At 60.5% G+C, this 14,255-nt stretch carries 13 protein-coding genes and 1 pseudogene; 9 read left to right on the forward strand and 5 right to left on the reverse strand.

What is annotated here, in order from left to right; all coding sequences use genetic code 11:
* Positions 1-94: 94 nt before the first annotated feature.
* Positions 95-1,240 (forward strand): MFS transporter, encoded by a 1,146-nt coding sequence (locus F8N49_RS17555; protein ID WP_122705558.1) that lies wholly within the window; start codon positions 95-97, stop codon positions 1,238-1,240.
* 33 nt (positions 1,241-1,273) lie between these two features.
* On the opposite strand, the gene F8N49_RS17560 is transcribed toward F8N49_RS17555, so the two are convergent.
* Positions 1,274-2,842 (reverse strand): phospholipase D family protein, encoded by a 1,569-nt coding sequence (locus F8N49_RS17560; RefSeq protein WP_151551988.1) that lies wholly within the window; start codon positions 2,840-2,842, stop codon positions 1,274-1,276.
* Between the two features lie 61 nt (positions 2,843-2,903).
* Positions 2,904-4,325, reverse strand: coding sequence for a PLP-dependent aminotransferase family protein (locus F8N49_RS17565; protein ID WP_041476641.1), 1,422 nt, complete (start codon positions 4,323-4,325; stop codon positions 2,904-2,906).
* 175 nt (positions 4,326-4,500) lie between these two features.
* Here F8N49_RS17565 and F8N49_RS17570 point away from each other — a divergent pair, with 175 nt between their 5' ends.
* A complete protein-coding gene (locus F8N49_RS17570) occupies positions 4,501-4,743 on the forward strand; it encodes a DUF1127 domain-containing protein (RefSeq protein ID WP_071172118.1) in 243 nt (80 codons plus the stop codon).
* A gap of 47 nt (positions 4,744-4,790) precedes the next feature.
* On the opposite strand, the gene F8N49_RS17575 is transcribed toward F8N49_RS17570, so the two are convergent.
* Positions 4,791-6,101 (reverse strand): FAD-binding oxidoreductase, encoded by a 1,311-nt coding sequence (locus F8N49_RS17575; RefSeq protein ID WP_071172119.1) that lies wholly within the window; start codon positions 6,099-6,101, stop codon positions 4,791-4,793.
* Between the two features lie 146 nt (positions 6,102-6,247).
* Here F8N49_RS17575 and F8N49_RS17580 point away from each other — a divergent pair, with 146 nt between their 5' ends.
* The gene (locus F8N49_RS17580) at positions 6,248-6,601 is read left to right on the forward strand and encodes a YkgJ family cysteine cluster protein (protein WP_071172244.1); all 354 of its coding nucleotides are present in this window, start codon (positions 6,248-6,250) and stop codon (positions 6,599-6,601) included.
* A 43-nt stretch (positions 6,602-6,644) separates the two neighbouring features.
* On the opposite strand, the gene F8N49_RS17585 is transcribed toward F8N49_RS17580, so the two are convergent.
* On the reverse strand, positions 6,645-7,133 hold the full coding sequence (locus tag F8N49_RS17585) for an Lrp/AsnC ligand binding domain-containing protein (RefSeq protein WP_010465173.1): 489 nt from the start codon (positions 7,131-7,133) through the stop codon (positions 6,645-6,647).
* Positions 7,134-7,286: 153 nt separating this feature from the next.
* Between F8N49_RS17585 and dadA the strand changes: the two genes are divergently transcribed.
* The 6 genes from dadA (at position 7,287) to F8N49_RS17615 (ending at position 13,408) form a co-directional block, all read left to right on the forward strand.
* Positions 7,287-8,591, forward strand: a complete 1,305-nt coding sequence (dadA, locus tag F8N49_RS17590) for a D-amino acid dehydrogenase (protein ID WP_071172120.1) — start codon at positions 7,287-7,289, stop codon at positions 8,589-8,591.
* Positions 8,563-8,916 carry a RidA family protein gene (locus tag F8N49_RS17595; protein WP_016772564.1) on the forward strand — a complete coding sequence of 118 codons (354 nt, stop codon included), beginning with the start codon at positions 8,563-8,565 and terminating at the stop codon, positions 8,914-8,916. Before dadA ends, F8N49_RS17595 begins: the two co-directional genes overlap by 29 nt.
* 93 nt (positions 8,917-9,009) lie before the next feature.
* On the forward strand, positions 9,010-10,083 hold the full coding sequence (alr, locus tag F8N49_RS17600; RefSeq protein ID WP_071172245.1) for an alanine racemase: 1,074 nt from the start codon (positions 9,010-9,012) through the stop codon (positions 10,081-10,083).
* Between the two features lie 88 nt (positions 10,084-10,171).
* On the forward strand, positions 10,172-10,720 hold the full coding sequence (locus F8N49_RS17605; protein ID WP_016772566.1) for a cupin domain-containing protein: 549 nt from the start codon (positions 10,172-10,174) through the stop codon (positions 10,718-10,720).
* Positions 10,721-10,901: 181 nt separating this feature from the next.
* Positions 10,902-11,315: a cytochrome c5 family protein gene (locus F8N49_RS17610; protein WP_073470925.1), complete on the forward strand. Its 414-nt coding sequence runs from the start codon at positions 10,902-10,904 to the stop codon at positions 11,313-11,315.
* 170 nt (positions 11,316-11,485) lie between these two features.
* Positions 11,486-13,408 carry an acetyl-CoA hydrolase/transferase C-terminal domain-containing protein gene (locus tag F8N49_RS17615; protein ID WP_151551989.1) on the forward strand — a complete coding sequence of 641 codons (1,923 nt, stop codon included), beginning with the start codon at positions 11,486-11,488 and terminating at the stop codon, positions 13,406-13,408.
* 562 nt (positions 13,409-13,970) lie between these two features.
* Here the strand turns inward: F8N49_RS17615 and F8N49_RS28335 are convergent.
* Positions 13,971-14,255, reverse strand: a pseudogene (locus F8N49_RS28335) (hypothetical protein); the annotation flags it as partial.

The following is a 14,255-nucleotide window of genomic DNA, read 5'->3' on the forward strand; positions in this document are numbered from 1 at the left end:
GCGCGACCCAACGGGGATAAATCCCCTCGCCACAGGGGCTCGCTCCCACAGTGATTTTGTGGTGCATATAAAAATATCCACAGGAGCGTGGAACATGCGGTGGGCGACGTATTTCGCCGTGTTGGCGTCTGTCTTGAGTGTCGGCCTGGCCTTGGGGGTCAGCATGCCGCTGGTGTCGTTGCGTCTGGAGGGCTGGGGCTACGGCTCGTTCGCAATCGGTGTGATGGCGGCCATGCCGGCAATCGGCGTGCTGCTCGGGGCGAAGATTTCCAGCCACCTCGCCGCGTATTTCGGCACGGCGAACCTGATGCGTCTGTGCCTGTGGGCCGGGGCATTGTCGATCGGCCTGCTGGCGCTGCTGCCGAGTTACCCGATCTGGTTGCTGCTGCGCCTGCTGATCGGGGTGATCCTGACCATCGTGTTCATCCTCGGCGAGAGCTGGATCAATCAATTGGTGGTCGAGCAGTGGCGCGGGCGTCTGGTGGCGCTGTATGGCAGCAGCTATGCGCTGAGCCAACTGTCCGGTCCGTTGCTGCTGGGGGCGCTCGGTACCGAGCATGATTACGGTTTCTGGGTCGGGGTCGGCCTGCTCACGCTCTCGCCCCTTCTGCTGCTGGGGCGCAGCGGTGCGCCAAGCAGTGAGGCCAACAGCGTCACGTTTGGCGATCTGTGGGGCTTTGCCCGTGAGCTGCCGGCGATTGCCTGGGCGGTGTCGTTGTTCGCCGCGTTCGAAGCGATGATCCTGACGTTGCTGCCGGTGTACTGCCTGCAACAGGGGTTCACCGCCGAAATCGCGCTGGCCATGGTCAGCACCGTGGTGGTCGGCGATGCGCTGCTGCAATTGCCGATCGGCGCGTTGGCCGATTACCTGTCGCGGCGCACGCTGTTCGCCGGGTGCGCGGTGGTATTGATGCTGTCGAGTCTGGCCATTCCGATGTTGCTCGACACGCTGCTGATCTGGCCGTTGTGGGTGCTGTTCGGCGCCAGTGCCGGCGGCTTGTTTACCCTGTCGCTGATTCTGATTGGCGAGCGTTATCGTGACGATGCACTGGTGCGCGCCAATGCGCACATCGCGCAATTGTGGGGTGTCGGTTGTCTGGTCGGGCCGTTGGCGGCGGGGGCGGGGAGTCAGTGGATCAACGGGCATGCGTTGCCGCTGTTGATGGCGGCGGGGGCGTTTGGCCTGGTGCTTTTGTTGTTGCGCCAAGGGGCCTTTGGCACATCGGCAGAAGCAGCCTGAGCGCATCCCACAAGGGATCATCAACAGACGGGCTTACAACATCCGCTCCAGGCCGACGCTGGTGCTGAACCACGAGTTGAAGCGCCGCCACCAGCTCCCCGGTTCCTTGGTCAGGGTGTGCATCTGGCCGTTGTCCTCGGTGACCCAGACGACCTTGCCGTCCTCGAGTTTCGCCTGATAACTCAAGGTCGGCGCCATGCCTTGCAATGCCAGTGCGCGCACATGCTCGGCCAGTTCCGGGCTGTCGACGAGCACGCCGACTTCGGTGTTCCACAGCACCGAGCGCGGGTCGAAGTTGAATGAGCCGATAAACGATTTGCGGCGGTCGAAGATCATCGCCTTGCTGTGCAAACTCGAATCCGAACCGCGAAACGACTTGCTGTAGAACACTCGCGGCCCGCTGCCATAGTTATCCCCAGGCTGGCGGCGCAGTTCATAGAGTTTCACCCCGTGTTCAAGCAACGCCTTGCGATAGGGTGCGTAACCACCATGCACCGCCGGCACGTCGGTAGCCTCCAGCGAATTGGTCAGCAGACTTACGGAGACCCCGGCATCGGCGCGCCCGGTCAGGTAAACCAGCCCCGGCTGACCCGGCACGAAGTAGGCGGAAATCATGATCAGCTCTTTGCTGACGCCGGTCAGTTCCGGCGCCAGTTGCGTGGTCAGCAGCAGATGCGGATCGGGTTCGCCCTTGGACAGGACCTTGCTCGGCGCATCCCACAAGGCCTGGTTCCAGGCCCAGATCAGCTCCTTGCGCCAGATGTCCATGCGCGGGTCGGTGGTGAACTTCATCAACTGCTGATACAGCGCGTGGTTCTGCTTGCGGGTTTCTTCCAGCGACTCTTCCAGGCGCGTGCGCGTGTTTTGCAGGTCGGCGGCGGTCGGTTGGCTGGAGAGGAATTCGTCGATCGGCTTGCTCAGCGCGCTGTTCCAGTACTGGTCGAAACTGTGCCCGAGCTGCTCGGCCACCGGGCCGATGCTGAGCATGTCGATGTCGGTGAAATTCAGGTTGGCTTCGGCATCGAAATATTCATCGCCCAGATTGCGCCCGCCGACGATGGCCGCGCTGTTGTCCGCCAGCCACAACTTGTTGTGCATGCGCCGGTGCTGCACGGACAGATTGAACAGTCGCCCGGCCGCACGCGTGACGCCGGTGCTGCGCCCCAGGTGCAACGGATTGAACAAACGAATCTGGATCTGCGGATGTGCCGCCAGCGTCGCGATGATCTGGTCGAGGCCGTCGCTGGTGGTGTCGTCGAGCAGGATGCGCACGCGCACACCACGGTCGGCCGCCTTGAGCACTTCCTCCACCAACATCCGCGTGCTGATGCCGTCGTGGACGATGTAGTACTGCAAATCGAGGCTGACCTGGGCATGGCGAATCAGCTCGGCCCGGGCGGTAAAGGCCTCGCCACTGTCCGAGAGCAGACGAAACCCCGACTGCCCTTTGTAGGGTGCGGCCTGAGCCTGGATCGAGCGGCCGAAGCTGGAGTCCGACGCCGGCAGGGCCTGGCTTGGTTCGCGCGGCACATCGAGGCTGGCGCAGCCGCTGAGGAACGAGGCGAGTATCAGTGAAGCGAGTAAGGGCTGTCTGAAGCTCACGTAGGATCGTTCCGGTTGGCGGCTGAGGTCGGCAATTTGGACGCCGGGCGCGCAAAAAAGGTCAGTCGGTCTCGGCGAGTAATTTGATTGCCGCAGCGCCGACCTTGCGCACCGCTTCTTCGATCTGCGCTGTTGGTTTGGCAGCGTAGTTCATCCGCAGACAATTGCGGTACTTGCCGGAGGCGGAAAAGATGCTGCCAACGGCAATCTGTACGCCCTGATCGTGCAGCGCGCGATTCAGTTTCAGCGTGTCGAAGCCCTCCGGCAGTTCCACCCAGAGCATGAAGCTGCCCTGCGGGCGACTGGCGCGGGTGCCGGCCGGGAAATAGCGCGTCACCCAGTCGATCATCGCGTCACGATTGCGTTGGTACTGCATACGCATACGCCGCAAGTGCGGCTCGAAATGGCCGGCCTTGATGAATTCGGCGATGGCGATCTGCGGTTGTGGCGCGGTGGAGCCGGTGCTGATGTATTTCATGTGCAGCACTCGCTCCAGATATCGGCCCGGCGCCACCCAGCCGATGCGCAGCCCCGGCGCCAGGGTCTTGGAGAACGAGCTGCACAGCAACACGCGGCCATCTTCATCGAAGGATTTGATCGTGCGCGGGCGCGGGTAGGTGTAGGCAAGTTCGCCATACACATCGTCTTCAATGATCGCCACGTCGAAACGCTGGGCCAGGGTCAACAGCGCGCGTTTGCGCGACTCGGGCATCACGTAGCCGAGCGGGTTGTTGCAGTTGGGCGTGAGCTGAATGGCCTTGATCGGCCACTGCTCCAAGGCCAGTTCCAAGGCGTCGAGGCTGATCCCGGTGAGCGGGTCGGTGGGGATTTCCAGGGCTTTCATGCCCAGGCCTTTGAGGGTCTGCATGGCGCCGTGGAAGCTCGGCGAGTCCACCGCGACGATGTCACCCGGCTCGCAGATCGCGTGGATGCTGGTGGACAGCGCTTCGTGGCAGCCAGTGGTGATGACCAGATCGCTGGCGCTTAACTGACAGCCGGAATCGAGCATCAGCCGTGCGATCTGTTCGCGCAGTTCAAGGTTGCCGTGGATGTTGTCGTAATACAGGCCGGGCATGTCCTGCCGCCGGCTGATTCGCGCCAGCCCGCGCAGCAGCGGCTTCATGGTCGGCGAGCCGACATCGGGCATGCCACGGCCCAATTGCACGACGTCTTTGCGCGGTACCGCGCGGATCAATTCCAGCACCTGATCCCATTGCGAAATCTCTACCGGCCGTTGCGCGGGGCGGCCTACTGCGGGCAGCTCCGGCAACTCGCGGCCGACTGGGACAAAGTAGCCAGACTTGGGTTTCGGCGTGGCGAGGCCGCTGTCTTCAAGCACGCGATAGGCCTGCTGCACCGTGCTCAAACTGACTCCGTGCTCGACACTCAAGGCGCGCACCGACGGCAAGCGATCGCCGGGGCGATAGAAACCTTGTTCGATGCGGGTGCCGAGCAATTCGGCGAGGTTTACATACAGAGTCATGGCAGCCTCGGTGCGTCTTGGTGGAAACCAGTACAGATTCGGCAAAAATCAGTCATTCAGTCGACGAATCGGCAAATCTGTATGGAGTTAATACAGGTTCTTTGAGTCTGTAATGGTTTTGCTCGCCCGCGCATCATGGAATCTCTGGCTACCCAAGTAAACAGGAGCAACGAAAATGAACGGCTTGAGCGATGTGCGGCTGACATTACACAGTCAGGAACTGGCGGCAGGGCAGAAGGACAGCGCGCGCAATCTGCTGCATAACGCGCCGTCCGGCCTCAGTCGCTGGGGTCTGTTCTGGCATCGTCTGCACACGCGCAAGGCGTTGTTGGGACTGACGCCGGAGCAGCTCAAGGATGTCGGGCTGACGCGAGAGCAGGCAAGGGAGGAGGGGTTGAAGCCGTTTTGGCGGATATGAATACCGCAGAGCGTTCCCACGCTCTGCGTGGGAACGATCCTGATTCGTCAGACCAACTCTTTAAGCCGATGCCACAACATCCCCAACGCCAACAACGGCGAGCGCAAGTGCTTGCCGCCGGGGAAGGTGATGTGCGGCACCTGGGCGAACAGATCAAAGCCGCCGCCATGCTGCCCGCTGATCGCTTCGGCCAGCAGCTTGCCGGCCAGGTGTGTGGCATTCACTCCGTGGCCCGAATAAGCCTGGGCGAAATACACGTTCGGCTGCTCGGCGAGCCGGCCAATCTGCGGCAAGCGGTTGGCACCGATGCCGATCATTCCGCCCCACTGATAATCGATTTTCACCCCGGCCAGTTGCGGGAACACTTCAAGCATCTTCGGCTGCATATAGGCGCCGATGTCTTTCGGATCGCGTCCCGAGTAATGACACGCGCCGCCGAACAGCAAACGTCGATCCGCCGAGAGCCGGTAGTAATCCAGCGCCACCCGCTGGTCGCAGACCGCCATGTTCTGCGGCAGCAGGTTGTGCGCCTGCTCTGCGCTCAGCGGTTCGGTGGCGATGATGTAGCTGCCGGCGGGCAGGACCTTGCCGCTCAGTTGCGGGTTGAGGTCATTGAGATAGGCATTGCAGCCCAGCATCAGGGTCTTCGCCCGCACCGAGCCTTGCGCGGTGTGCACCTTCACTTCGGGGCCGTAATCGATGCGCGTCACTGCCGAACGCTCGAACAGCTGCACGCCCAGTTGCTGCGCCGCTGCCGCTTCGCCCAGCGCCAGATTCAGCGGATGCAGATGCCCGGAGCCCATGTCGATCAAGCCGCCGACATAGCGCTTGGAACCGACCACGGTGTGCATTTCACTGGCCTGCAACAGACGGGTTTCGTAGCGATAACCCAGGCCGCGCAACTCTTCGGCATCTTCGGCAAAACCGTCGAGATCGGAAGGCTTGTTGGCGAGGTCGCAGTAGCCCCAGGTCAGGTCGCAGGCAATGCCGAAACGCTCGACGCGCCGGCGGACAATCTCCACCGCTTCCAGGCCCATGAGTTTCATCTCGCGCACGCCTTCGGCACCGATGACATTGGCGAACTGATCAAGGCCGTGACCGACACCGCGAATCAACTGCCCGCCGTTGCGACCGCTGGCGCCCCAGCCGATCCGGTGCGCTTCCAGCAACACCACGCTGAAACCGCGCTCGGCGAGTTCCAGCGCCGCATTGAGCCCGGAAAAGCCACCGCCGACCACGCAGACATCCGCCACCACCTCGCCTTGCAGCACGGGATGGTCAGGCTGCGGCAGGCTGCTGGCGGCGTAATAAGAGGCAACGTGGGGTTGGCTCGCGGTGGTCTGGGCGCGGGCGGTCATGGGCATCATCCAACGGCTGAGTGTCGAGAAAATTTGACGGAGCATAAGCCGCACGCCCGAACGTGGGCAACATCGGTCGGCCTGCGGTGTCTGGATCCGGGCTTTTGCGGCACAATCATCAGCCCGCCACTTTGGTCACCGTTTCGATGAGCTGCAACAGCCAGAAAATCCGCAACCTGCGTCAGCAGATCCCTACGTTCGATTGCGTGCCGGGCTGCCACGACTGCTGCGGGCCGGTGACCACTTCGCCCGAGGAAATGGCCCGGCTGCCGCGCAAGACCCGCGCCGAGCAGGATGCCGCGCTGGAAGAACTCAATTGTGTGCACCTGGGGCCGAATGGCTGCACGGTGTATGAAGAGCGACCGCTGATCTGTCGATTGTTTGGTACGACCAAGACGCTGCCATGCCCGAACGAGCGGCGGCCGGTGGAGCTGATTCATCCGCGGGTGGAAAAGCATATATTCGAGTACATGGCGGCGAATCGGCAGGTGTTGGTGTAAGCGATCGTTCCCACGCAGAGCGTGGGAACGATCATTGCGGTGATCAATCCGGAATCGGCAGGCACAGGCTCTCTTTAACCTCTTCCATGACGATGTAACTCTTCGATTCACGCACATGCGGCAGCTTCAACAGAATGTCGCCGAGCAGTTTGCGATACGAGGCCATCTCGGAAATCCGCGCCTTCACCAGATAGTCGAAATCCCCTGACACCAAATGGCACTCCAGCACATGCGGCAGCTTCAGCACCGCGCGTCTGAATTCTTCGAATGTGTCGCCGGATTTGTAGTCGAGGCTGATCTCGACGAACACCAGCAGGCTACCCTTCAAATGCTGCGGATTGAGCCGGGCGTTGTAGCCCATGATGATCCCTTCGCGCTCCAGACGTCGTACGCGCTCGGTGCAGGGCGTGGTCGAGAGGCCGACCTTTTCCCCGAGTTCGGTAAAGGAAATCCGCCCGTCCGCCTGGAGGATTCGCAGGATGTTGCGGTCGATCTTGTCCAGCTCACGTTTGGTCTGAGTGTTGGTACGCATAGGGGATGCGCCTCCGTGAAAAGGGTTTTTGCCGAGAATTGTCGCCAAATATAGGCGCTTATATAGTGAAAAGCACTGGCATTTCTTTTTTACACTGCGCCCATCATTGCTCTAACAAACAGTTCGGCGAAAAGCCGCGATGAGGGATTGAAAATGCGCGTCATGGTCTTGGGTAGCGGCGTCATCGGTACCGCCAGTGCTTACTATCTGGCCCGTGCCGGGTTTGAAGTGGTGGTGGTCGACCGGCAGCCTGCTGCGGCCATGGAGACCAGTTTCGCCAACGCCGGCCAGGTCTCGCCGGGTTATGCCTCGCCGTGGGCCGCGCCGGGCGTGCCGCTCAAGGCCATCAAGTGGTTGCTGCAACGCCATGCGCCATTGGCGATCAAGGCCACCGCCGATATCGACCAATACCTGTGGATGGCGCAAATGCTGCGCAACTGCACCGCCAGCCGTTACGCGGTGAACAAGGAGCGCATGGTGCGTCTGTCCGAGTACAGCCGTGACTGCCTCGATGAATTGCGCGCCGAAACCGGTATCGCCTACGAAGGCCGCAGCCTCGGCACCACGCAGTTGTTCCGCACTCAGGCGCAACTGGATAACGCCGCCAAAGACATCGCCGTGCTGAAAGAATCCGGCGTGCCCTTTGAAGTCCTGGACCGCGCCGGCATCGCCCGCGTCGAACCGGCGCTGGCAGGCGTGACTGACATTCTCGCTGGCGCCCTGCGTCTGCCCAACGACCAGACCGGCGACTGCCAGATCTTCACCACCCGTCTCGCCGAAATGGCGCGCAAGCTTGGTGTGGAATTCCGTTTCGGCCAGGACATCCAGAAGCTCGACTACGCCGGTGATCGCATCAACGGAGTGTGGATCGACGGCAAGCTGGAAACCGCTGACCGCTACGTGCTGGCGCTCGGCAGCTACTCGCCGCAGTTGCTCAAGCCGCTGGGCATCAAGGCCCCGGTGTATCCACTCAAGGGCTACTCGCTGACCGTGCCGATCACCAACCCGGACATGGCCCCGACGTCGACCATTCTCGACGAGACCTACAAGGTCGCGATCACCCGTTTCGACAACCGCATCCGCGTCGGCGGCATGGCCGAGATCGCCGGTTTTGACCTGTCGCTGAACCCGCGTCGGCGCGAAACCCTGGAGATGATCGTCAACGACCTTTATCCTCAGGGCGGCAATCTGGCCGAAGCGAGTTTCTGGACGGGCCTGCGCCCGACCACTCCGGACGGTACGCCGATCGTTGGCGCCACGCCGTTCAAGAATCTGTTCCTCAACACCGGTCACGGTACGCTCGGCTGGACCATGGCCTGCGGTTCCGGCCGTTTGCTCGCCGACCTGATGGCGAAGAAAAAGCCGCAGATCAGCGCTGAAGGCCTCGATATTTCCCGTTACGGCAACCAGACCCAGGAGTCCGCAAAACATGTCAATCCAGCGCCAGCTCACCAATGAGCGCATGAGTCAGATCGTCAGCCACAACGGCACCGTGTATCTGGCCGGGCAGGTCGGCGACGACTTCGACGCCGGAATTGAACAGCAGACCCGCGATGTGCTCGCCAATATCGAACGTCTGCTCGATCTGGCCGGGACGGACAAACAGCATCTGTTGTCGGCAACGATCTATTTGAACGACATCGAAGCGCACTTCGCCGGGATGAATGCGGTGTGGGACCAGTGGCTGCCAAAAGGTGCGGCGCCGGCCCGCGCCACCGTCGAAGCGAAGATGGCCAAGCCGAGCATTCTGGTGGAGATCTCCATCGTCGCCGCGCTGCCATAACGTTTTACAGATCCCTCTCCCGGTGCTGTTGGCGGTTCGCGTCGTCAGTCAGCGCCGGTTTTTCTTCCCATGACCGCCCAGAAGTCTGCTGCCATGCGTCCTGCCCGTGCCCTGATCGACCTTCAAGCCCTGCGTCACAACTACCGAATTGCCCGTGAAGTCACCGGCGCCAAGGCGCTCGCGGTGATCAAGGCGGACGCCTATGGCCATGGCGCGGTGCGTTGCGCCCAGGCGCTGGAATCCGAGGCTGACGGGTTTGCGGTGGCCTGCATTGAAGAAGCATTGGAGCTGCGTTCCGCCGGGATTCGCGCGCCGGTATTGCTGCTGGAAGGCTTCTTCGAAGCTGACGAGCTGGCGTTGATCGTCGAGCATGATTTCTGGTGCGTGGTGCATTCGCTGTGGCAACTCGAAGCGATCGAGCAGGTAGTCCTGAGCAAACCGATCACGGTATGGCTCAAGCTCGATTCCGGCATGCACCGCGTCGGCCTGCATCCGAAAGATTATCCAGCGGCCTATCAGCGTCTGCTGGCCAGCGGCAAGGTGGCGAAAATCGTGCTGATGAGCCACTTCGCCCGCGCCGATGAACTGCATGCGCAAAGCAGTGCCGAGCAGGTCGCGGTGTTCGAAGCGGCGCGTCAGGGGCTGGCGGCGGAAGTCAGCTTGCGCAACTCGCCAGCGGTGCTCGGATGGCCAGAAATCCAAAGCGACTGGGTACGTCCGGGCATCATGCTCTACGGCGCGACCCCGTTCGAAGAAGCCAACGCCGTCGCTGAACGCCTGCAACCGGTGATGACTCTGGAATCGAAAGTCATCAGTGTGCGTGAATTGCCGGCCGGCGAACCGATCGGCTATGGCGCCAGATTCATCACCGACAAGCCGATGCGCATCGGCGTGGTCGCTATGGGTTACGCCGACGGTTACCCGCGCCAGGCACCGACCGGCACACCCGTGCTGGTGGCGGGCAAACCCAGCCGCCTGCTGGGGCGCGTGTCGATGGACATGCTCTGCATCGATCTGACCGACGTAGCGGAAGCGGGGCTTGGTTCAACTGTCGAGCTGTGGGGTAAAAACATCCTCGCCAGCGACGTGGCAAAGTGGGCCGATACCATCCCGTATCAGATCTTCTGCAACCTGAAACGGGTGCCAAGGCTCTATTCCGAGGGTTAACGCCGCTGCGGGGGCCAGCTGTTGTAAATACTGAACGCTGTCGCCATGATAACGCTCAATATTCTTACAACATCAGGAGGCTCCCGCCTTGGACGTCGGTGAACGACTGCAATCGATCCGCAAGCTCAAAGGGCTTTCCCAGCGTGAACTCGCCAAACGCGCGGGCGTCACCAACAGCACCATTTCGATGATCGAAAAGAACAGCGTCAGCCCTTCGATCAGTTCGCTGAGAAAGGTGCTCGGCGGCATTCCCATGTCGATGGTCGAGTTCTTTTCCGAAGAGATCCTGCAGGACCAACCGACCCAGATCGTCTACAAGGCCAATGAGCTGATCGACATCTCCGACGGCGCCGTGACCATGAAACTGGTCGGCCGCGCCCACCCGAGCCGCGCCATCGCCTTCCTCAACGAAATCTACCCGCCGGGCGCCGACACCGGCGAAGAAATGCTCACCCACGAGGGCGAGGAAACCGGAATTCTGGTGGAAGGCCGCCTCGAACTGGTGGTAGGGCTGGAAACTTTTATCCTCGAAGCCGGCGACAGCTACTATTTTGAAAGTACCAAGCCGCATCGTTTCCGTAACCCGTTCGACGTGCCGGCGCGACTAATCAGCGCAGCCACGCCGGCGAATTTTTAAGCAGAAGGCGCCAGGCCGATATGGCAAAGGCCCCCGAACCGATTTACCGATGGGCAACAAGACCCCTCTAACCATGGGGTTGTTTCAGTACAGCGGCCTACCCGCTATACTTGCGCCCGCCTGCGAACCGTGGCCGCAGGCGTGAATAGCCACCATTGAGGGTGAACGCGTGAACCTAATTATGAAAATGCTGGCTGCACCAGCAACCGTACTGGCCCTCTGGGCTGTCAGCGCTCAAGCTGCGACGAATGACGACATCGCCAAACGCCTCGAGCCCGTCGGCCAGGTGTGTGTTCAAGGGCAGGAATGCAAGGGTATGGAAGTGGCCGCGACGGCTGGCGGCGGTGGCGGGGCGAGAACCCCGGACGAGGTGATTGCCAAGCACTGCAACGCTTGTCACGGTACCGGCCTGTTGGGCGCGCCGAAAATCAAGGACACTGCAGCCTGGAAGGAGCGCGCTGACCATCAGGGTGGCCTCGACGGCATCCTCGCCAAAGCTATCACCGGCATCAACGCCATGCCGCCAAAAGGCACCTGCGCCGATTGCACCGATGAAGAGCTCAAGGGTGCGATCAAAGAGATGTCCGGTCTGTAATCAGCGCCGGCTTTGAAAAAAACCGTCTTCGGACGGTTTTTTTGTGTCTGTGGTTTCTGGTTTCCCGATTCATCCAGGCCTTGGTCCCTCCGAACCAAACGCTGTCCTTTGCAGCAAACTCAAGGCAATCTCGGTCTACCCCTATCAACGGAACGGGCGGGAGGCTTCAGATGGTGCAGTTGTGTTCGATCGAACAGGCGGTGGACGACGTGCTGGCGCGTTTGCCTGCGCACATCCACATGGGCCTGCCGCTGGGGCTGGGCAAGCCGAATAACTTCGTCAACGCGCTGTACCGGCGCATCCAGGACCTGCCCGAGCGGCAGCTGACGATCTATACCGCGCTGTGCCTCGGTCGGCCGAATCTGGGCGATGGCTTGCAGAAGCGCTTTATCGAGCCCTTCGTCGAGCGCGTGTTTGGTGATTATCCGGAGTTTGATTTTCTCGCCGATCTCCAGCATGACAGCCTTCCCGCCAACATCCGTATCCAGCAGTTTTTCATGCAGCCTGGCAGTCTGCTCAACAGCGCGCCGGCGCAGCAGGATTACGTCAGCAGCAATTACAGCCATGCCGCTCGCGACATCAACGCAGCGGGTCTCAATCTGGTGGCGCAATTGCTCGCCAGCAGCAGCGAACACCCTGATCGCTTAAGCCTGAGCTGCAACCCGGACATCACCCTCGACCTGTTGCCGATGATCGCCAAGCGTCGCGAGGCGGGGGAGACCATTGTGCTGGTCGGCCAGGTGCATACGGATCTGCCGTACATGCCCGGCGATGCGGAAGTCGACATCGACACGTTTGATCTGCTGATCGACGAGAAGGACAGCAGCACGCTGTTTTCCACGCCGAACATGCCGGTGGGCTTTCAGGATCATTTCATTGGCTTGCACGCCAGTACGCTGGTGCGCGATGGCGGCACATTGCAAATTGGTATCGGCTCGATGGGGGACGCGTTGACTGCTGCGCTACTTGCCCGTCAGGCCGATAACGCCGGTTATCAGGCGTTGCTCGATGACATCAACCTCAGCCAATGGGCGCAATTGATCCAGCGCGAGGGCGGCACCGCGCCATTTGCCAAAGGCCTTTACGGTTGCAGCGAGATGTTCGTCAACGGGCTGTTGGTATTGGCGGATGCCGGGATCATTCGGCGCAAGGTCTATCCGGATGTGCCGACTCAGGAGCAGGCCAACGCCGGTACCCTCGACGAAGCCGCGCAGCCCGACGGTATCTCGGTGCACGGCGGCTTCTTCCTTGGCCCGCGCAGTTTTTATGAGCGGCTGCGCGAGTTGCCGCAAAGCAAGCTGCTGGAATTCAACATGACCCGCATCAGCTACATCAACGAGCTGTACGGCCAGGAAGAACTCAAGCGCTTGCAGCGCATCGATGCGCGCTTCATCAACACCGTGTTCACCATGACTCTGCTCGGCGCCGGCGTGGCTGATCAATTGGCGGACGGACGCGTGCTCAGCGGGGTTGGCGGCCAGTACAACTTTGTTGCTCAGGGCCACGCGCTGAAAGGCGCGCGATCGATGTTGATCCTGCGCAGCTGGCGCGAGTCCGGCGGCGAGGTCAGCTCCAATATCGTCTGGGACTACGGCCACTGCACGATCCCGCGGCACCTGCGCGACATCGTCGTCACCGAGTACGGCATCGCTGATCTGCGCGGCAAATCCGACGCGGCGGTGATCGAAGCGTTGCTCAATATCAGCGATTCTCGCTTCCAGCCGGGGCTGATCGAGCAGGCGCAGAAAGTCGGCAAGCTGCCGAAGGACTTCCGTCTCGATCCACGATTTGCCGACAACACACCGCAACGCTTGCAGGCGATTGCCGCACGGCATCCGAACCTGTTTCCGGAGTATCCGCTGGGCTGTGATTTCACCGCCATCGAACGGGATCTGCTGCGGACGCTGAACTGGCTGAAGAGCAAGTTCAAGCTGACCGAGATTCTCGACTTGGGCAAGGCAGCGCTGGATGCGCCGGAGGCCTCAGTGTTCCCGGAACATCTTGAACGGATGCAACTGACGAATCCGGAGGGCCTGAAGGAGGACCTTTTCCAACGCCTGCTGCTCACAGGCCTGAAAGCTACCGCACAGTAACTGCCCCCACAAAACCGAATGCGGGAGCTTGCTCGCGATGATGGTGTATCAGAGCCGAATATGTTGGCTGTTACTACGCCATCGCGAGCAGGCTCATTCCTACCGTCAAATACATGCGCGTGAGCAGACAGGGATGACATTTACCCCTGGGCTCAAAAAGTCTATGTGGTAGCCAGATGAACCATCCCCGATAGCCAAGTGAACCCCGCTGATACCTTCATTCAGTTGAGAATTGACTCCGTAATCGATAACGCTTGAAATCGATTCGTTCACGCCGATAGCAAATTCCGTAAGTTTCAACCCACGAGTACCCGCCGCGAAATCCAGAAGCTTTATCTGCTCCGTATTATTTACTATCAGTGAAGTTAAGTTGTTTTCTCTGACTGTGAGTCTTGCTCCCTCTTCTGCTATCCGGTCACTAAGCCATTTCAGCGAGGTTCTTAGGCCCTCGGGAAGTTGGGGGTTGGGTTTTCGGAGTACGGTCAGTATTCCGGAGATTTTCAAAGTGCCAGAGAACTAAAACGGACAAGGCTCTAGTGGATTCATATGTGCGTAATGAACTTCAAAAAAACTCTGCGACAGACTGCACGAAGTTCTCAGTCACGTCTTCACTAAGCAGTGCGTAAGGCTGTGCCCATGAAGGAATGGATACGGTTGCATCTGATTCATTGCCTGATAAACAAAATGTCTGGTTTGAATTAAGCATATTCAATACTGCTCTCTGAGCAGACAGGGACTGCGTAAAATCGCTTCTAAGTAAAAGCTCGGGACTGTAGATTGCCGCTCTTACAGAGGGCTCAAATACTTGGGTCGCGCAGAAAATGATTTTATTGCGCAGCGGTTTCTT

The organism is Pseudomonas sp. GXM4 (genome assembly GCF_008923895.1).
In the GTDB taxonomy this organism is placed as follows: Bacteria; Pseudomonadota; Gammaproteobacteria; order Pseudomonadales; family Pseudomonadaceae; genus Aquipseudomonas; species Aquipseudomonas atacamensis.